At 62.3% G+C, this 19,004-nt stretch carries 14 protein-coding genes; 11 read left to right on the plus strand and 3 right to left on the minus strand.

Annotated elements, in window-relative coordinates:
* Together LG661_RS08660 and LG661_RS08665 are read left to right on the plus strand one after the other, a co-directional pair.
* Positions 1–2,388, plus strand: a 2,388-nt coding sequence (locus LG661_RS08660) for an HAD-IC family P-type ATPase (protein ID WP_230531478.1), incomplete at its 5' end; no start/stop codon positions are given.
* Positions 2,277–4,784 (plus strand): cation:proton antiporter, encoded by a 2,508-nt coding sequence (locus LG661_RS08665; protein WP_230531479.1) that lies wholly within the window; start codon positions 2,277–2,279, stop codon positions 4,782–4,784. The genes LG661_RS08660 and LG661_RS08665, both read left to right, overlap by 112 nt.
* Before the next feature lie 41 nt (positions 4,785–4,825).
* Here LG661_RS08665 and LG661_RS08670 read toward each other — a convergent pair whose 3' ends face one another.
* On the minus strand, positions 4,826–6,064 hold the full coding sequence (locus LG661_RS08670) for an MFS transporter (RefSeq protein WP_322098847.1): 1,239 nt from the start codon (positions 6,062–6,064) through the stop codon (positions 4,826–4,828).
* Positions 6,065–6,419: 355 nt separating this feature from the next.
* On the opposite strand from LG661_RS08670, the gene proV reads away from it, so the two are divergent.
* The 4 genes from proV (at position 6,420) to LG661_RS08690 (ending at position 11,396) form a co-directional block, all read left to right on the plus strand.
* On the plus strand, positions 6,420–7,661 hold the full coding sequence (gene proV / locus LG661_RS08675) for a glycine betaine/L-proline ABC transporter ATP-binding protein ProV (protein ID WP_230531480.1): 1,242 nt from the start codon (positions 6,420–6,422) through the stop codon (positions 7,659–7,661).
* A 25-nt stretch (positions 7,662–7,686) separates the two neighbouring features.
* A complete protein-coding gene (locus LG661_RS08680; protein ID WP_230531481.1) occupies positions 7,687–8,601 on the plus strand; it encodes an ABC transporter permease in 915 nt (304 codons plus the stop codon).
* Between the two features lie 65 nt (positions 8,602–8,666).
* Positions 8,667–9,554, plus strand: coding sequence for a glycine betaine ABC transporter substrate-binding protein (locus LG661_RS08685; RefSeq protein WP_230531482.1), 888 nt, complete (start codon positions 8,667–8,669; stop codon positions 9,552–9,554).
* A gap of 99 nt (positions 9,555–9,653) precedes the next feature.
* Complete coding sequence (locus LG661_RS08690) at positions 9,654–11,396, plus strand: inorganic phosphate transporter family protein (protein WP_230531483.1); 1,743 nt, start codon at positions 9,654–9,656, stop codon at positions 11,394–11,396.
* 31 nt (positions 11,397–11,427) lie between these two features.
* Here LG661_RS08690 and LG661_RS08695 read toward each other — a convergent pair whose 3' ends face one another.
* Both LG661_RS08695 and LG661_RS08700 read right to left on the minus strand, forming a co-directional pair.
* The gene (locus LG661_RS08695) at positions 11,428–12,243 is read right to left on the minus strand and encodes a PfkB family carbohydrate kinase (protein ID WP_230531484.1); all 816 of its coding nucleotides are present in this window, start codon (positions 12,241–12,243) and stop codon (positions 11,428–11,430) included.
* A 38-nt stretch (positions 12,244–12,281) separates the two neighbouring features.
* Complete coding sequence (locus tag LG661_RS08700) at positions 12,282–13,295, minus strand: SIS domain-containing protein (RefSeq protein WP_230531485.1); 1,014 nt, start codon at positions 13,293–13,295, stop codon at positions 12,282–12,284.
* 264 nt (positions 13,296–13,559) lie between these two features.
* On the opposite strand from LG661_RS08700, the gene LG661_RS08705 reads away from it, so the two are divergent.
* The 5 genes from LG661_RS08705 to LG661_RS08725 all read left to right on the plus strand — a co-directional run bounded on the left by LG661_RS08705 (position 13,560) and on the right by LG661_RS08725 (position 18,960).
* Positions 13,560–14,291 (plus strand): GntR family transcriptional regulator, encoded by a 732-nt coding sequence (locus tag LG661_RS08705; protein ID WP_322098849.1) that lies wholly within the window; start codon positions 13,560–13,562, stop codon positions 14,289–14,291.
* Positions 14,292–14,942: 651 nt separating this feature from the next.
* Positions 14,943–15,770, plus strand: coding sequence for a transporter substrate-binding domain-containing protein (locus LG661_RS08710; protein ID WP_230531487.1), 828 nt, complete (start codon positions 14,943–14,945; stop codon positions 15,768–15,770).
* A gap of 52 nt (positions 15,771–15,822) precedes the next feature.
* Complete coding sequence (locus tag LG661_RS08715; protein ID WP_230531488.1) at positions 15,823–17,109, plus strand: NAD(P)/FAD-dependent oxidoreductase; 1,287 nt, start codon at positions 15,823–15,825, stop codon at positions 17,107–17,109.
* Positions 17,110–17,150: 41 nt separating this feature from the next.
* A complete protein-coding gene (locus LG661_RS08720; RefSeq protein WP_230531489.1) occupies positions 17,151–18,125 on the plus strand; it encodes an amino acid ABC transporter permease in 975 nt (324 codons plus the stop codon).
* A gap of 46 nt (positions 18,126–18,171) precedes the next feature.
* The gene (locus tag LG661_RS08725) at positions 18,172–18,960 is read left to right on the plus strand and encodes an amino acid ABC transporter ATP-binding protein (protein WP_230531490.1); all 789 of its coding nucleotides are present in this window, start codon (positions 18,172–18,174) and stop codon (positions 18,958–18,960) included.
* Positions 18,961–19,004 lie beyond the last annotated feature (44 nt).

Here is a 19,004-nt window from a genome sequence, read left to right on the forward strand (position 1 = left end):
GCAAGCCTCACATCGCAAACGAAAGGTGCAACTGTAGTGCTAGGCATCGTCGTGGCTACCGGAGTCACGACCGAGATCGGGAGGATCAGCACGCTTCTGAGCGGCGTCGAGGAGCTGACGACATCGCTGCTGCGCCAGATCAACCGTTTCGGAAGGCGGTTCACCTGGGTTGCGATTTCCGGAGCGGCTCTGATCTTCCTGTTTGCCGTATATGTCCGGCAGTTTGCCTGGCCCGAGGCCCTGATCGCCGTGATTGCCCTTGCCGTCGGCGCGATTCCCGAGGGACTGCCGGCGGTTATCACCATCACTCTGGCCATCGGCGTGCAGCGGATGGCGGCGCGCAACGCAGTGATCCGCCGCCTCCCTGCGGTCGAGACGCTCGGGGCCGTGTCCGTGATCTGCTCCGGCAAGACGGGAACCCTGACGCGCAATGAAATGACGGCCCGTCGGATCGTGACCGCAGCGGATGAGGTCCTCGTCGGAGGCTCCGGCTACGCGCCGGAAGGAGAGCGTCTCTTCGCCGGGGAGGGGACGGACGCCGCTGTACAGCATGGCCCCGCTCTTTCGCTGATCCATGCGGGGCTTCTGTGCAACGATGCGCATCTGCGCCGGTCGGACGACTCATGGAGAGTCGAGGGCGATCCGATGGAGGGGGCGCTGGTGACCCTTGCCATGAAGGCCGGCTTCGACCCGGGGAATGTTCGCGCCGAGTGGGCCCGCGTCGACGAGATCCCGTTCGACGCCCAGAATCGCTTCATGGCCACGCTGAATCATGCTCCCTTCCGACAGAAGGTCATTCTGGTGAAGGGGGCGCCCGAGCGCGTGCTCGACATGTGCTCCCAGCAGGCTGGAAACGATGGCGATACGGCGCTCGACCGCGACTACTGGGCGAACCGGATCGCCTCCGCAGCGGCGGAAGGCGAGCGCGTCCTCGGCTTTGCCATCAAGCCTGCGCCCCAGGATGCGGAGCGGCTCTCGTTTGCGGATACGAATGGCGACCTGACCTTCCTCGGGATTGTCGGATTCATAGACCCGCCGCGGGATGAGGCGGTCGCGGCCATTGCCGAATGCCGCTCGGCCGGGATTGCGGTCAAGATGATCACCGGCGATTATGGAGCGACCGCGGCTGCTATCGCGCGTCAACTCGGCCTCGGCGAGGCACCGCGGGTCATGACAGGCCGCGAACTCGACGAGGTCCCGGACAGGGACTTTATTGCGGTTGCCGAGGAGACGACCGTTTTTGCGCGGACCAGCCCTGAGCACAAGCTGCGCATCGTGCGCGCCCTGCAGTCCGACGACGCGGTGATTGCCATGACGGGCGACGGGGTGAACGACGCCCCCTCGCTGAAACAGGCCGATGTCGGAATCGCCATGGGACGCAAGGGAACGGAGGCCGCCAAGGAGGCGGCGCAGATGGTTCTCCTCGACGACAACTTTGCCTCCATCGTCGCGGCGGTCCACGAGGGGCGGACCGTTTACGACAACATCCGCAAGGTCGTCGCCTGGACGATGCCGACCAATGGCGGCGAGGTGCTGACCGTCGTCGCCGCACTTCTGTTCAATTTCGCCATGCCGATGACCCCGGCCCAGATCCTCTGGATCAATATGATCACGGCTGTCACGCTCGGTCTCGTGCTGGCCTTCGAGCCACCGGAGCCGAACGTCATGCGACGTCCGCCGCGCCCGGCCAAGGCTGGACTGCTCTCGCCTTTCCTAGTCTGGCGGATCGCGTTCGTATCGCTGGTCTTCGTCGCGGGCGCCCTCTCGATCTTCTTCTATGCCCTGGGTCAGGGCCTCGGACTTGAAACGGCCCGGACGATGGTGGTGAACACGATCGTGGTGCTCGAGATCTTCTACCTTTTCAATGTCCGTTACCTGCACATGACCTCGTTCACGTGGCGCGGCGCCCTTGGCACGAAGCCCGTGCTAATCGCGATTACTGTCGTGGTCGCTGCCCAGATTGCCTTTACCTATCTCCCGCCGATGCAGCAGCTCTTCGCGACCAGACCGGTGAGCCTGGCCAACGGGATCCTGATCGTGGTGCTCGGTGTCGTCGCCATGGGGATCTTCGAGGGAGAAAAGCACCTCATGCGCAGGCTGGGGTGGCAGACGAACTGGCCTGACCGTGAAACGATGCGGATCGGGTGGTCGCCTCGGCGTTCGTCCACTGATGCCGGATCGGCGTGCACTTCCCTCCGGCCTATGGACGGGTCAGGGTCCAGTCCCTACAAGGTTGTCATTCCCTCGCCGCCAACCTTATGGGAGCGTGTACCACCTTGGAGTTGCCAATCGTCCTCGCGGTGCTCGCCGTTCTTCTGGTGGTGGTCAGCCTGGCACAGCCCCTGGCCGGCATCGTCCGGTTGCCCTTCAGCGTCTTTCTGGCCGTGATCGGCATTGTCATCGGCGCCGCGGCCAGCTTCCTCTGGTACACCGACTTCACCAATGCCTTCAATGATGTGGCCCGAGCGGTGCTCGACTTCCCGGTCGGCTCGACCGTCTTTCTCTATGTCTTCCTGCCTACCCTGCTGTTCCAGACGGCGCTGACCCTCGACGTCAGGCGAATGGCGCCGGACTGGGTGCCGATCCTGGTTCTGGCCGTGCTCGCGGTGCTCATCGCCACCGTGATCATCGGCTTCGCCCTTGCTCCGGTCGCCGGCCAGCCACTCGTCGTCTGCCTCCTGCTCGGAGCCATCGTGGCAACCACCGATCCCATTGCCGTGGTCGGCATCTTTCGCGACATCGGCGCGCCGGCGCGTCTCGGGAGACTGGTCGAGGGCGAGAGCCTGCTGAACGATGCGGCGGCGATCACCCTGTTCAGCGTCTTCCTCGCGGTTCTGGCCGCCGGTCAATCGCTCGATCTGGTGGAGGCCGGCTTGACCTTTGCCCGCACCCTCGTCCTCGGCGCTCTCGTCGGGTACGTTGGCGCCCGCGTGGCGGCCTGGCTGATCGGCTCCATACCCGACCACCAGCCCGCCAAGGTCTCGATCAGCTTCGCCTTGCCCTACCTCGTGTACCTCATTGCGGAGCAGCTCCTCGGGGTCTCGGGCGTGATCGGCGTCGTTGTGGCCGGCATGACCCTCAACATTCTGGGGCCGGCCCGCGCCTCGCCCGATGGCTGGAGCTACCTCACCGGCGTTTGGGAGCAGGTCGCCTTCTGGGCCAGCTCCCTGGTGTTCGTGCTGGCGGCTATCCTCGTGCCGCAGCTCCTGGCGGAGTTCTCATGGATCGATCTGGCGCTCATTCTTCTGGTTGCCGGGGCGGCGCTGCTGGCACGGGTGATCGTCCTGTTCGGTATCCTGCCGCTGCTAACATTACTAAAGCTCTCTCCGCCCGTCAGTCGGTCCTACCGGTTCGTGATCCTCTGGGGCGGTCTCAGGGGAGCCGTCACATTGGCCCTGGCGCTCGCCATAACCGAGAACTATGCCCTCTCGGAGGAGGTGCATCGCTTCGTGGCCATCCTGGCGACCGGTTTCGTGCTGTTCACTCTTCTCGTCCAGGGCACCACAATGCGCCGGCTCATCCAGTGGCTGGGCCTGGACCGGCTTTCTCCTCGCGATCTGGCGTTGCGCGGGCAGGTGCTCGCCGTCGCGCTGGAGAATGTGCGGGAGACGGTCGAGAACGTCGCCGAACTGTACCGGGTCGGCTCTGCGACGGCCCTGACCGAGGCCCGCCGTTATGCCGAGCGGATCGATGCAGCCGCCATCCAAACCGAGCAAAGGCAGGGCCTCTCCGACCTCGATCGGCTGTCCATCGGCCTCGTTACCCTGGCGGGGCGGGAGAGGGACGTGATCCTGGAGCACTACCGCGACCGGACGGTCTCCGCAGCCCTCGTCCAGTCCCTTTTGGCCCAGGCCGAACTGTTTCTCGACAAGGCCAGGGCAGGGGGGCGGACGGGATACCAGCAGGCGGTGAGGCAGACCCTCGCCTTCGGCTGGCGCTTCGATGTCGCTCAGTTCCTTCACCGTCGCCTCAAGGTCGGTGGGCCTTTGGAGCATCTCCTCGCCAGGCGCTTCGAAATCCTGTTTGCGACCCAGATCATCGTGGAGGAACTGGCTCCGTTCGTCGACCGCAAGATCGTGCCGATCCTCGGTACGCGCGTGGGTGAGGTGCTGGGGGAGATCCTGGCGCGGAGGCGGGAAGCCATCGACGGCGCCCTTGAGGCGCTGCGTCTCCAGTACCCGAGTTACGCCGACTCCCTTGAACGTCGCCTGCTGCGCAAGACTGCGCTCCGGCAGGAGGAACTCGAGTATGATGTGCTCCTGGCGGATGGTTTGATCGGTCCCGAGCTTCACGCCAATCTGCGCCGCTCGGTGGAGGAGGAGCGCCGCAAGGCGGAGATCCAGCCCCGGCTCGACCTTGCGTTGAATGCGCCTGAGCTTCTGGCGCAACTGCCCCTGTTCTCCGCATTCACGGAGGAACAGCTCGCGGCCCTGGCCAAGCGTCTTCGCTCGATCTTCGCCGTGCCCGGCGAGCGCCTGATCCGACGCGGCGACCCCGGCGATGCCGTATATTTCATTGCCTCGGGCGCTGTGGAGGTGAGTATCCCCGGACACAAGATCCGCTTGGGCCGCGGCGACTTCGTGGGCGAGATTGCTCTTCTCACGGGACTGCCACGCCAGTCGGACGTGCACGCGATCAGCTACTGCTTTCTGCTCCGCCTGGATGTCCGGGACTTCAACGGATTCCTGGCGCAACATCCTGCGATCAGGCGTCACATCGAGGAGGTGGCAGCCAAGCGCGTGGCGACCAATGAAGATGCCTCTCGCTCGCTCCAGGTATCCTGATGGCGGTTAGAGACCACGTGCCTGAACTCCATGAGCATTCACTAGAGTTCTTGCCCCGCCCGTGGGTCGAGAGGTGCGGCCACAGGCGTTGTACGCGGCAGCATCTGGTAGGGACCCTGCTGTTCGGCTGGCGGTGAGGGGCGCACCTGCATGCGCCATAGGCCGTAAATCAGCGCAAGACCGCTGATCACGGTCGTGAATGCGAACAGGCCTGCAGCTCCGGTGAGCGTCATTGTCATCGATGAGAGGAGCGGTCCCGCGGTTGCGCCTGCCGAGTAGGCGAGGATCAGGCCCCCGCTGGCGGACACGCGCGCAGCGGCGTCGAGGTGGTCGTTCGTGTGTGCGACGCATAGGGGATAGAGGGCGAACGAGACGCCGCCGAACACGAGGGCTGCCAAGTAGAGCAGGATGTTTCCCGATTCCGCTACGGCCGCAGTGCCGGCGCTGACCAGAACCATCGCTCCGAGGACACAGACGATAACGAGACGGCGGTCAAAGATATCGGACAGGCGACCGACGGGAAATTGGAGCAGCACTCCACCGAAGATCACGGTGCTCATGAACAACCCGGTCTGCGAAAGGTCGAAGCCGATCCCGCTCGTGAAGACAGGCCCAAGGCTGTAAAGCGAGCCCAGGACCAGTCCGCTCGCAACGGTGCCGACGATACCCAACGGCGAGGCCCGGTACAGCCGATGGAAGCTGAGGCCCTCCACATGGGGTAGGACCGGTGGGGCAACACGGGTCAGAGCCACCGGTATGGCGGCAAAGGAAATCAGCATGGAAACGAGGATAAACAGGAGGTAGCCCGATGCATCCTGCACGTTCAACATGAACTGGCCGCCCGCTTGACCCGAGTAAAGGCAGATCATGTAGGAGGCCAGGACCTTTCCTCGCGTGGCCTTCGTCGTGCTTTCGTTGAGCCAGCTTTCGACGCAGATGAACAAACCTGCCATGCAGAAACCATCGAGCAGGCGCAGGACGGCCCAAAGCAGCGGGTCGAGATGCAAAGCATAGATCAGGGATATGCCTGAAAGGGCCGAGGCGAATGCGGTGAATGCGCGAATATGGCCGTAGCCGGTCACGATCCGGTAGGCAAAGAGCGAGCCGAGCGTCAGGCCCGCGAAATAGGCCGACATCACGAAGCCGATTATTGCCGGAACGGTTCCGGCACTCTCCAGGCGAACGCTGATGACCGTGCTGAGGGGTCCGCTTCCGACCATGAGCAGGAAAACGGCCAAGAGGAGAGCCAGAACCGGACGTAGGGTGCCAAGCATTGTCATTCCGTCTCAGTGGCCAGGCTTCAATGCAATCTCGTGCCGGCCCTGAGGCGCGGCTATCAGCACTAACTTGCTGTTTTCTAACCTAAAGTACGCCTTGGGCTTATCAGTGGACGAAGGTGGCTAACTGAGGAATGTAGCCAATTCGTGTCCAAGGGGTTGGCTTTTCGGGCTGAGCGGTCTAGATAGGTGAGGCTACAGAAGTGATAAACTTCGGGCGCTTCGCTTGACATGTCCAAATGCCTATCCTTTGCGGTGCGTAGATATTATCGCTTCTGATCCTATAATTATTTCCATGGTCGACAAATACACAATGGAGGCATCCCCTAATCTTTAAGAGAGGGGAAACGGGGTATTGATGATTATTGAAGACGTTACTGGGCGCGGTGATGGTGTAGCCGGAATTGCTGCTGAAAAGATCACGCTGCGCAATGTATTCAAGATATTCGGCGCGGACGTGGCTCATGCCGTCGAATTGATCCGGGCAGGGCAGGGCAAGGATGCCGTCCAGGAGGAGGCGCACTGCACCATCGGTGTGAACGACGCGAGCTTCGGCATCCGGGAGGGTGAGATCTTCGTCGTGATGGGGCTCTCAGGCTCCGGGAAGTCGACCCTGCTGCGCCTGCTCAACCGGCTGATCGAGCCGACGCTTGGATCCATTCTGGTGGACGGTCAGGACGTCACGCGCATGAGCAAGCGCGACCTGATCGAGCTTCGTCGGCGCGACATGAGCATGGTATTCCAGAGTTTCGCGCTGCTGCCCAACCGCACGGTTCTCGATAACACGGCCTTCGGGCTCGAAATCGCAGGCGTTCCCGAGGCGGAGCGCAACAGGAAGGCGCTACAGGCTCTCGAAGCCGTCGGGCTGGACCGCTATGCAGCAAGCCGTCCGGACGAGTTGTCCGGCGGCATGAAGCAGCGCGTCGGTCTTGCCCGCGCGCTCGCCAACGAACCCACGATCCTCCTCATGGACGAGGCCTTCTCGGCGCTCGATCCTCTGATCCGCACCGAAATGCAGGACGAACTCCTGCGTCTGCAGGCCGAGAAAAGCCGCACGATCGTATTTGTCAGCCATGACCTCGACGAGGCGATGCGGATCGGCGACAGGATTGCGATCATGCAGGACGGCGTCGTCGTCCAGGTGGGCACGCCGGAAGAGATCGTGATGAGCCCGGCCAACGACTATGTCCGGTCGTTCTTCCGCAATGTCGACGTCAGCCACGTCTTCCGTGCCGGCGACATCGCCCGCCACAGTCAGGTGACGCTGATCGACCGGGCCGGCCTTAGCGTGAACGCCGCGCTCGAACGTATGCGCGCCCATGACCGGGACGTGGCCATCGTGATTGCCCGCGACAAGCGCTACCAGGGAATGGTCAGCGCAGATTCGCTCAACGATGCCGTCCGCGCCGGCGGGCCGGATCCGTATCGCAACGCCTTCCTCCCGGACACGACGCCTATCGATGCCGATACGCTCTTGGCACAGGTCATGGGCCGCGTTGCCGAGAGTCGCTGGCCTGTCCCGGTGGTGGATCCAAAAGGGCGCTATCTTGGCGCCATCTCCAAGTCGTCACTCCTCATGACCCTCGACCGCGCCGGCTGAACGGCAGCGCGTAACGGATACATCCATGGACTTCGATATCAGCATAGGCGCTGGAGCAAGCGCCGTTGTCGAATACATGCTCGACAACTTTTCCCCGACGCTCGATGCCATTGCGGACGGGATCGGCTTCTTTGCCGACGGCATCGAGAGCGCTTTGCTCTGGCTTCCGTCCTGGGCCTTCATTGCCGCCGCCACGGCTTTTTCTCTCTGGCGGATCGGCTGGAAGTTCGCCCTTGCCAGCGGTGCCGCGCTTCTTCTCATCGTCGGCATGGGATTGTGGAAGGAGACCATCGAGACGCTTGCCCTCGTGACGGCTGCGACGGCCATCGCCATCACGATCGGCATCCCTCTCGGCATCCTCATGGCGCGCAGCCCCATGACGGCGGCCGGTGCGCGTCCCTTGCTGGACCTGATGCAGACAATGCCGGCCTTCGTCTATCTCATTCCTGCCGCCATGTTCTTCGGTCTTGGCGCAGTGCCCGGAACAATTGCGACGGTGATCTTTTCGATGCCGCCTGTCGTGCGTCTCACGGCGCTGGGCCTGACCCAGGTGAATCGTGAATTCGTCGAAGCTGGCCTCGCCTTCGGGTGCACCGACCGCCAACTCCTGTTCAAGGTGCAGTTTCCGCTGGCTCTGCCATCCATCATGGCCGGCGTGAACCAGACCATCATGCTCGGTCTTTCGATGGTGGTGATCGCCTCGATGATCGGCGCCGGAGGGCTGGGCAACACCGTGCTGACGGGCATCCAGCGCCTCGACGTCGGGCTTGGCTTCGAGGGCGGTCTCGCGGTCGTTATCCTGGCCATCATCCTCGATCGCCTGACGCAAAGCCTCTCACGTCCGGCGGCACTGAAGCTTCCGCGCTTGGCGCCGCGCCGCGCCGCAGTTGCTCACGGAGCTGCCGACATGGAGACCGCGCCTGCCAAGGCAGGCGCCTGACGCCGAACACCCGACCGGAGGCGGTCCGGTGTTCGACCAAACCCAAGAGCTAAAAGGAGAACCCTATGCTCAAGACCTTCGCCCGGATCGCCCTCGCGGCGGCCCTGACCACAGGCCTTGCGGGCACGCTGCAGGCACAGGAGGAGAAGAAGCCGGTCAAGATCGGCTGGACCGCCTGGGCCGATGCCGAGTTCGTCACAAAACTCGCCAGGAAGCTCATCGAGGACAACTACTCGCAGACGGTCGAACTCGTTCAGACCGATATCGCTCCGCAGTACCAGGGTGTCGCCAAGGGCGATATCGATGCCATGATGATGGCCTGGCTGCCGGAAACCCATAAGGATTACTGGGAGCGCGTCGGCAACAAGGTCGTGCCGCTCGGCGTACTCTACACCGATGCCAAGCTCGGCTGGGTTGTTCCGAGCTATATCCCGGAGGATCAGGTTTCCTCCATTGCCGATCTGGCCAAGCCGGAGGTGAAGGAGAAGCTGGACGCGAAGGTGCAGGGCATCGATCCCGGAGCCGGGCTTACCCGCCTGTCAAAGGAGGCGATCAAAACCTATGACCTGAGCGGCTACGATCTGACCACGGCGAGCGATGCCGCCATGGTCTCCGCACTCGACCGGGCCATCCGCCGGAAGGAGTGGATCGTGGTGACGGGCTGGAGCCCCCACTGGATGTTCGGCAAGTACGATCTGCGCTACCTCGACGATCCGAAGAATGCCCTCGGTGGCGTAGAGCGCGTCTATGCAGTCGCCCGCCAGGGCTTCCAGAGCGATTATCCGGAGGTCGCCCAGTTCCTGATGCGCATGCATTTGCCGCTGAACGAGCTCGAGGCTGCCATGTCCAATGCGAACGAAACTTCGGTCGACAAGGCTGTGGAGAACTACATCAGCGAGCATCCGGCGCGCGTCAAGTACTGGCTGACGGGCGAGATGAGCGCCGCGTCGTAAGAGCCGCCCTTAGACCTGCGCCGCTCCCGAGGGGGCGGCGCACGCATAGCGAGCCGCCGGGACAACCCGGCGGCTTTCCTAGCTGAGAGGAGAATCGACGTGCATTCGCCTTCCAACCTTCCGAGCAGGCTCATTGCTGAATCGCAGGACGGGATGAGCGTGACAGCGCTCGCCCGTATCCTCCTCTCGGCCCTCGTCCTGCTGCTGTTGACGTCAGCCGCTTGGCCGCAGGGCATTGCCACGCCGGGAGCCGCATCTGCTGCAAACGAGGCCGCCGCCACGCAACGGGATCCGCTCGGCCGCGAGACGCCTCAGGGCCTCGTGTCGGGGCTGATCAGTGCGCTTGCGGATGCGGATTACGGGCGCGCCGCGCAATTCCTCGAGGTTGAGCAGATCCGCGACAGGAATGGGCGCTTCATCCTCTCAGGACCGGAATTGGCCAAGGGCTTCCAGGAGGTGCTCGACCGATCCGGCGCTATCACGACACCTGCCGAACTCAGTGCGACGGCAGCCGGACGGCTCGATGACAATCTCGCGGAGAATGCCGAGCGCTTCGGCGTCATCAGGGCAGCCGGCGGCGAGATCCCTTTGCTGGCAAGGCGCGTGGAGCGTGACGGCGTTCCCCTGTGGTACGTCTCCGCTGATACGCTGGAGAAAGTGCCGGCACTTGCACGGTCGATTCAGAACAACACCTCCGGGACCTCCCTGGTCGACAGGCTGCCCAAGGGGCCCACGATCGGCGGGGTGCCGACGTCTCACTGGCTGGCCCTTGTCGTTCTTGCCGGCCTGACGTCGGGACTCATCTGGCTGCTCATGACAGGCATGCGAGGCCCGCTCCTGCGCATCTTCCGCCGTCGTGGCGAGGAAACGGACCTGACGCGCTATCTCGAAGCGTGCGCCGGACCCATCGGTGTCCTCGTTGCTGTGCTCGTTTTCAGGGCTGGTATCGAGCCTCTCGGCATATCAGTCGTCGCCCGTTACCGCGTGGTGTTTCTCGGGCAGATCATCGGCTTCTTTGCCATGACTTGGCTCCTCTGGCGCACGGCCGATGCCGCCGGAGCCGTCGTGCTGGGCCGGATGTCGAGGCGCGGGCAGCTGACGGCCTACTCCGCGGTCAGCTTTTCAAAGCGCGCAGCCAAGGCGCTGCTCATCGTCATTCTCGGGATCACGCTCCTCGGGGCTTTCGGCGTGGACGTGACGACAGGACTGGCGGCTCTCGGTATCGGCGGTCTGGCCATTGCTCTTGGCGCGCAAAAGCTTTTCGAGAACCTGATCGGAAGCCTGACCTTGATTGCGGATCGCCCCGTCCGGATCGGCGATTTCTGCCGGTTCGGCTCGGCACTCGGCACAGTGGAGGAAATAGGGATCCGGTCCACCCGAATTCGGACGCTGGACCGGACGATCCTGACGGTCCCCAATGGCGAATTCTCTTCGCTTCAGATCGAGAACTACTCGAAACGCGACCGCTTCTGGTTTCATCCCGTCCTGAATGTCCGGTACGAGACAAGTCCCGATCAGGTCCGCTTTCTTCTGCAGGAACTGCGCACAATGCTCCTCAGGCACCCTCAGGTCGATCCTGACCCGGCGCGCGTCCGTTTCATCCGGTTGGGTGCGCATTCCCTCGACCTGGAGGTTTTCGCCTATGTGCATGCTAAGGATTACGATGAGTTCCTTGAGATCCAGGAAGAACTGCTCCTTCGCTGCATGGAAGTCGTTGAGCAAAGCGGGACTGGCTTCGCGCTCCCGTCGCACACGCTCTATCTCGGGCGAGACAATGGGCTCGACGAAGAGCGCGCCCGTGAGGCGGAGAGGGCTGTGCGCGGAATGAAGGCGGCCGAATAGACGCCGAGACCCTGTGCTTCTTGAGGGTCTGCTATTCCAGGGACTGCGCCTGTTGCGGAAAGCCGCCGACATGACGGCAGGTCTCGGCCGCGACATCGCGGCCCTTGGCGAGGCAGGTCTGCAGGTCTTTCCCGAAAACGTACTCCGAGATGAAGCCCGCGATGAAGCTGTCGCCAGCTCCTGTCGTGTCGACGGCGTCTAGCGTCCTGACCCCAACCGATTCCACCCCTGTGCCGTCAGAGGCGATGCTGCCGAGGGATCCGCACGTGACCACTGCGGTCTTGGCTCCTCCCGCATGGAGGAAATGGAGCAGGTCCTTGGCGCGGGACATGTCTTCTCCGGCGGATGCGAAGGCAATGGTGAGACCCTCGATGCCGAGATTGGCCGGTTCGGCATTGACGGAGATGTCCTGCGAGACACTCACGCCGGCGGCACTCAAGGCGCGCCGTGTCGCGCCGCCATCGTCGAGCCAGCCGATGTGGACATGGCGCATCCGTAGCAGGGTTTGCATGTCTGTAGCGCTTGGGCGGTAGCCCCTGCAGACGCCGAACTCCTCAAAGGCCAGAGTGCGATCCCCGGCTTCATCGACCTCGATATTCGTGTAGGCGGTCGTGCCGGAAAGAACCCGGACGTGATCCGTATAAAGTCCGTTGTCGCGAAAGCAGGTCAGCATGCGGCGGCCATCTTCGTCATGACCCACCACACCGAAATAACCGGTCCTGAGCCCGAGCCTGCTGAGCTGGACGCCGACATTGACCGCATTTCCCCCGATCAGCGAAAGGCTGATCGGGGGAAGAAAGCGGTCAATGCAATTGTCGCCGACGGTCGCAAAGTCGAAGGAGTCCATCAAGCTACCTCGTGTGAACCATCGGGCGGCATTGAATCCTAGTAGGCGACGCGTTTGTAGTAGCGCCGCGTCGTCAGCGGGTGGTTGCGTTTCACCTCGAGATGCGCGCTGATCCGCTCGAAAATGGTCGCCAGGACAACTGGTGAGATCAAGGTCCGTACCTTATCGGAAACTCCCGGGAGCGGGAACTCGGCCGTATCGAACACGCAGACCTTGTCCGTGTAGGCCGGGAGGAAGCGCTCGACGCGCTCGACCAGGGGGCGCGATGCATCCTCACCCTTGAGGAGCATCACGCTGACGCCCTTCTCGACCAGCTCGAGCGTGCCGTGAAAGAAGTCTGATGCGTGCACGGGACGGGTGCGGATCCATTGCATCTCCTCGAGGATGCACATGCCGTAGTAGAAGGCTTCCGGCCAGGTGGAGCCAGCGCCCGTGATGATGTGGTATGGCTCGTCCTTGATTTCCTCGGCCACACGTTCCGCCTGCTCCTCGTAACCGCGCTTCACAGCCAGCAGCGCATGCGGCAGCCGTACCAGTTCCTGTACGGTTTCCTCATAGCCCGGGAACTCGCCACGCCGATTCATGACAGCAAGCGCGATGAGCAGGGACTGAATGTAGAACGACTCACAGGAGGTATCGTCCTCGGCGAAGTTCACGAAGGCGTAATCGGCGCCTCTGGCCAGCGGGGTTTCTCCGTGTCCCGTCAGGCTGATGACCTTCGCTCCTTTCGCCTTGCAGTACTCCATTGCCTCGACGCTTTCCTTCGTCGTGCCGGAGAGGGAAGGAATGACGGCGATCGATTTCGGGCCGAGCGCCTGATGGCCGGTCAGGACCAGCTCTGCCGAAACTTCGAGGAAGGTCGGAAAGGATGACCGACGTTGAAGCATCTGGGAGGCGGGCGTCATCAGGATCGCTGCGCCGCCCGTGCCCAGAAAGAAAAGGTTCTCGGCGCCCTTGCCGAGACATTCCTGGACGGCGCGAGAGATACCGCCGGCATGGGAAACCGCTCCGGACTGAATACGGAGGAAGCGCTTCTCGTCAAAGTTCAGCATCGGGATCTCTCGGTATGTTGTGGGCACAACCTGAACGGGCCGTGCGGACAGTTGTCTGACAACTAAGCCATGGCCTTTGGAGAGTGTCAAGCGAATTGCATTCGGGAGAAGTCTGCTGGCCTGCCAAGGACAGCTTTCGGTAAGGCAGTGGCGAATGGACGGACAGAGGGCTGCCGTGGGCGACTTGCGCGCGTCATGAAGATGGTTCAATGCTTGAGTTGCCTGACAACTGGCTTCACGATCTAGGCTGAAATGAACATGTCACTGGTTACGCCGCTGCGCGATGAGCGAACATTGGTTCTGCAACTGCGGGATGCGATCAGTGCTTTGATCGGCGATCAGGGGCTGAAACCGGGCGACCAACTCCCAACCGAGGCGGAGCTTACCAAGCAGTTTCAGATCTCCCGTCCCGCCTTGCGCGAGGCCCTGAAACTTCTGGAGCAGGACGGTGCCATCTATGTGAAGCACGGCAAAGGGCGCTTCGTCTCGGCTGCTGCGGCACTTCAAGTCGAGCGCCCGATCACCTGTTTCGAAAGCGTCACCGACATGATGCATCGGTCAGGCTACCGCCCGACAAACAAGGTGCTGTCCATTTCCGAGGAGGTGGCATCGGAAGAGGTGCAGACGGCGCTACGCCTTGCGCCAGATGCGCGTGTCGTGCGGCTCGAGCGGCTTCGGATGCAGGGCGAGGAAGTTCTGGTTTACTGCGTCGACTATATCCCGCGCTCCATCATTCCGGAGCGTCTGTACGATGTCGACTGGAGCGGCTCCCTTCTCGATCTGCTGGAGCGGCACGGGCAGCGCCCCCGGATGTCCACGGCATCCGCCACCTCCATCATGCTTCCGCCGGAAGTCAGGGAGCGGAACGATCTGCATGATTTCGGGCCGGCCTTCCTGATCACGGAGACCGCCTTCACTCCGACCGGACTGCCGGTGGTCTATGCCAAGGATTATCATCGCGGCAGCCGTTTCTCTTTCAGCTTCGTGCGCAAGTAGGCAAATCTCGCCCTGCGATGTGAACAATGTTCAGTTGCGGCGCCCTCGGAATCAGCGTGTGCACTTGCCGTCGCAGGCCATCTGTTTCCTGCCGTCCGAAGGTAGGCCGGTCAGGACTGCATCGAGCCGTTGACGACTTCCCCAAGACAGGAAATGCTCTCTCTGCCTGAAAGCGGAGCAGGGATGCTCTCACCTCACGTCAGCGGTCTTGACACCGGCTAAGATAAGTCGTCTGCTGTCAGACAACGATAAGAGGCGGAAGCCGCGAGGGAGTGTCTAGATGATCAAATGGCCGATCCTAGGCATGCTTACCTGCGCAGAAGCACTTTAGTCTTTGGCGAGATTCTGAGCATGAGCCATGCAGCGCAGATCGCATCGACCGACTTGGACCGGATCGCGTGGAGCATGCCGACCCGCAAGGCGGATGCGCGCCAAGGATGCCCTGGCAGATGCGGAATGCACGCGACGAGCAGGTCTCCTGCTCCGTCTCTGGAATTTTCTCGCGATCTGAAATTTGTTCGGGAATTTCGCCGCATGGTGCGGCGGAATCCTGCTTTGACGCTCAGCGCGGCTGAGCCCGAGCTTCGGCTCCAAGAATTAGGGAAAACCCATCGCCTTGCTGTCCAACCCAAACCAGAGGGAAGATGAAGAATGCGTAAGCTCGTATTTAGCACCGTGATGGCGATGGGCTTTGCCGCCGCCATGAGCGCGACGGCTCAGGCCGGCCCGACCTTGGACCGAGTCACGAAGGCCGGCGAGATGAAGGTCGCGACCAACAGCGGCTGGCCTCCGCAGAGCTATCTCGATGACAACAACAAGCTCGTAGGCTTCGACGTCGATGTGGCCAACGAGATTGCCAAGCGCCTCGGCGTGAAAGCGACGTTCGAGACCCCCGAATGGAACGTGATGACCGGCGGTCGCTGGCATGGCCGCTTCGATGTGGCCGTGGGCTCCATCACCCCCACAAAGGCTCGGTCGCAGGTGATCGATTTCGCAGGCGTGTACTACTACAGCCCCTATGTGTTCGCCGTGCACAAGGACAGCAAGGCAGCCTCGCGCGATGATCTGAACGGCAAGAAGATCGGCGTGGAGACCGGCACCACCTCGGAGGACTACATCAACCGCCGCCTGGAAATCGATGCCCCGGACGTGCCGCCGATCAAGTACACGCTCAATCCGGGCGAGGTGAAGACCTATGCCGACTCGATGCTGCCGTTCGACGATCTGCGTCTGGGCGACGGCGTGCGCATTCATGCGGTGATCGCGCCGGAGCAGACGGCGCGAAACGCGATGAAGAATCGCTACCCCATCAAGATCCTTCCGGGCGATGCAGCCTTCAAGGAGCCGCTCGTGGTGGTGACCGACAAGGGTGATCCGGAATGGACTGCCAAGCTGAGCGGCATCATCAAGAGCATGAAGGACGACGGAACGCTGAGCAAGCTGACCACCAAATGGTACGGCAGCGACTACAGCAAATAGTCCCTTCGCTTCTCTGATCGATCTCCCAGCCACGAACAGACATCGCACCATCATGTCCTATATCGAAACGTACTATCGGCGGGCGCTTGGTCCGGATGCCGTCCAGCGACCAGCTCTCGAAGGTCGCGTGAAGGCTGATGTCTGCATCGTGGGTGGGGGATTGGCCGGCCTGACGGCCGCACTCGAACTGGCAAGGCGAGGGCGCAATGTCTGCGTCCTTGAGGCCAACCGCGTCGCCTGGGGAGCGTCGGGTCGCAATGGCGGCTTTGTCAGTCCCGGCTGGGCAGCGCGCTACAAAAACGTCCAGCGCATGGTCGGTCCCGACCACGCCAAGGAATTGCACCGGCTTTCCACCGAGGGGGCCGACAACGTTCTGAGCAATGTGAAGGCCTTTGCGCTCGAAGCCGCGAAGCCGGTCCACGGCATCATGGGTGCCGTACGGTATGAAGCGGCGGACGATCTCAAGGCGCATCGCGACTGGCTGGAGAAGGAGTTCAACTACAAGGTCGAGTTCAAGAGCAGGGACGAGGTCAGGCAGCTTCTGGTCTCGCCGCGCTATTACCAGGCACTCCTGGACCCCAACGCGTTTCACTTCCACCCCCTGAACTACGCACGTTCAGTCGCCAGGGAGATCGAGCGGCTGGGTGGCGTAATTTATGAAGGCTCTCCGGTCGTCGAAACGAGTCTGGATGGGCCGACGAAGGTTGCGAAGACGAGCTACGGATCTATTGAGGCGGACCATCTGGTGCTCGCATCGGGCGGGTATACCGGCAACGTCGTGCCGCAGCTCAAGCGGAGCTATCTGCCGATTGCGACCTATGTGATGCTGACCGAGCCCAACAGGGAGCTGATCGCCAGTGCGATCCGCACCGAAGTGGCTATTGGAGACGACCGGCGGGCCGGCGACTACTACCGTCTGGTCGACGGGGGCGAGCGCATCCTCTGGGGCGGCAAGATCACCACCCGTACGACGGAGCCGAGGCTTCTCGGGCGCTTGCTGCACAAGACCATGGTGTCCACCTACCCGCAGCTGAAGGACCTTCCGGTCGAAATCGTCTGGTCGGGCCTGATGTCCTATGCCCGCCATATGATGCCGCAGATCGGGCGGCTGCAACCCGGGGTCTGGTACTGCACGGCCTTTGGAGGTCATGGCTTGAATACGACCGCCATCGGCGGGCGCGTGATCGCCGAGGCTGTCGCCGGAGAGACGGACCGCTATAAGCTTTTCGCTCCCTTCGGCCTCGCCTGGAACGGATGGATCGCGGGCCGGGCGGCGGCCCAGCTCACTTACTGGGCCTATCAGGCGGCCGATCTTTTTAGAGAGCGCAAGTCGGCCTGAGGACATCGTGACTGGATCAGGTTTGAAGGAAGGGCAAGCCGATGCACTACGCAGATAACGTCGATTATCCGAGGCTCCTGTCCCGGCCGTCCGTCTACATCCCAGGGCTTGCCGCATTGTTCGGGCTTCTGCTCTATGTGCAGGCCGGAACGACCTCGTTCGGGCAGATGCTGGCCTCGGCACTTGGAATGGCCGCGGACGCGCCCTTCGCCGCCAATCTTGTTGTCGCCGTTCTGGTGACGGGGATCGTTGCCCTCAACGTCTTCGTGGTGCTGCGGCTGAGCCTCAAGCATCAGGTCTATGTCGTCTGGGCCGAGCTCGCGCTTCTCGTCCTGGTGTTCTTCTATTCCTTCGACCTGAGCTTCGAGTTTATCGGCCGTAAGATCGGGTTCCTGATCACGCAAGGTCTCACGACCACCTTGTATGTCTCCGCGGTCTCGATCTTCATCGCATCCGTTCTGGCGATGGTCGGTGCGGTTGCCAAGCTGTCGTCCAACGGTATCGCCCTGGGGATCGCAAACTTCTACACCTCATTGTTCCGCGGCCTCCCTCTGCTCATGCAGATCTACCTGATCTATCTGGGCCTGCCGCAACTCGGCTACGTGATTGATGCGGTCCCGGCGGGCATCATGGCCCTGTCGCTCTGTTACGGCGCCTACATGACCGAGATTTTCCGGGCTGGCATCGAGAGCATTCCGAAGGGCCAGTGGGAGGCTTCTCGTGCCCTTGGCCTGAAGCCCAAAGATACGATGACCCGCATCATTCTCCCGCAGGCGATGCGCATCATCATTCCGCCCACGGGCAATCAGTTCATCGCAATGCTCAAGGACAGCTCGCTCGTTTCGGTGGTCGGCGTCTGGGAGTTGATGTATCTCGCCCGCACCCAGGGGCAGACCGAGTTCCGCCACATAGAGATGATGATCACCGCATCTCTTATCTACTGGGTCATGTCCATCGTGCTGGAACTCATTCAGACCCGTATCGAACGGCGCTTCAACAGGGCCCAGACCCGGTGATGGATGCGCCGTTCACGAACTGTCTTGCTTGAGAGGAGAATGCGTCATGGTCCAGGGAAACAGCCTCTCTCTCGTCGAGCCGGTCGCCGATCCGGTCCCGGCCACTCCCGCCGTGCAGATCCGCAATCTCTCCAAGTGGTTCGGGTCCTTCCAGGCCCTGAAGGACGTCAGTCTCACCATTGCGCGGGGTGAAAGGTTGGTGATCTGCGGTCCGTCCGGATCGGGCAAGTCCACGCTCATTCGGACCATTAACGCCCTGGAGAGTTTTCAGCAGGGCGAAATTCGTGTCGACGGCATCCAGCTGACGCGCAAGCCCGAGGCTGTCGAGGCCGTGCGTCTGCGGGTCGGCATGGTGTTCCAGCAGTTCAACCTGTTTCCGCACCTGACCGTTCTCGAGAACTGCACCCTCCCGCTAAGGCTCGTCCGCGGCGTCTCGACCAAAGAGGCGGAGGAGCGCGCACTTTATTACCTGGGCAAGGTCCGCATCCCGGAGCAGGCCGGAAAATATGCCTCGCAGCTGTCAGGCGGCCAGCAGCAGAGGGTTGCGATCGCGCGCGCCTTGTCGATGCAGCCCGACATCATGCTCTTCGACGAGCCGACCTCGGCCCTTGACCCCGAAATGGTCAAGGAAGTACTCGACACGATGACTCAGCTGGCCGGAGAGGGCATGACGATGGCAGTCGTCACCCACGAAATGGGGTTCGCCCGCCAGGTCGCCGACAGGGTGGTGTTCATGGATCGCGGTGAGATCGTAGAGGAAGGAACGCCGGTGGAGTTCTTCTCCAATCCGAAGGAACTGCGGGCCCGCTCATTCCTGAGCCAGATCATTCACTAAGCGCCCAGGATGTGCTTGATGAAGGTCGAGCGATAGGGAAGCGG

Source organism: Microvirga roseola (genome assembly GCF_020866965.1).
Classification (GTDB): Bacteria; Pseudomonadota; Alphaproteobacteria; order Rhizobiales; family Beijerinckiaceae; genus Microvirga; species Microvirga roseola.

Coding starts and splice junctions, on each gene's coding strand:
- LG661_RS08700 (WP_230531485.1), bottom strand. CDS start 13,295: ATGCTGAACTTTGACGAGAAGCGCTTCCTCCGTATTCAGTCCGGAGCG.
- LG661_RS08720 (WP_230531489.1), top strand. CDS start 17,151: ATGCACTACGCAGATAACGTCGATTATCCGAGGCTCCTGTCCCGGCCG.
- LG661_RS08715 (WP_230531488.1), top strand. CDS start 15,823: ATGTCCTATATCGAAACGTACTATCGGCGGGCGCTTGGTCCGGATGCC.
- LG661_RS08695 (WP_230531484.1), bottom strand. CDS start 12,243: ATGGACTCCTTCGACTTTGCGACCGTCGGCGACAATTGCATTGACCGC.
- LG661_RS08680 (WP_230531481.1), top strand. CDS start 7,687: ATGGACTTCGATATCAGCATAGGCGCTGGAGCAAGCGCCGTTGTCGAA.
- LG661_RS08685 (WP_230531482.1), top strand. CDS start 8,667: ATGCTCAAGACCTTCGCCCGGATCGCCCTCGCGGCGGCCCTGACCACA.
- LG661_RS08670 (WP_322098847.1), bottom strand. CDS start 6,064: ATGACAATGCTTGGCACCCTACGTCCGGTTCTGGCTCTCCTCTTGGCC.
- proV (WP_230531480.1), top strand. CDS start 6,420: ATGATTATTGAAGACGTTACTGGGCGCGGTGATGGTGTAGCCGGAATT.
- LG661_RS08710 (WP_230531487.1), top strand. CDS start 14,943: ATGCGTAAGCTCGTATTTAGCACCGTGATGGCGATGGGCTTTGCCGCC.
- LG661_RS08725 (WP_230531490.1), top strand. CDS start 18,172: ATGGTCCAGGGAAACAGCCTCTCTCTCGTCGAGCCGGTCGCCGATCCG.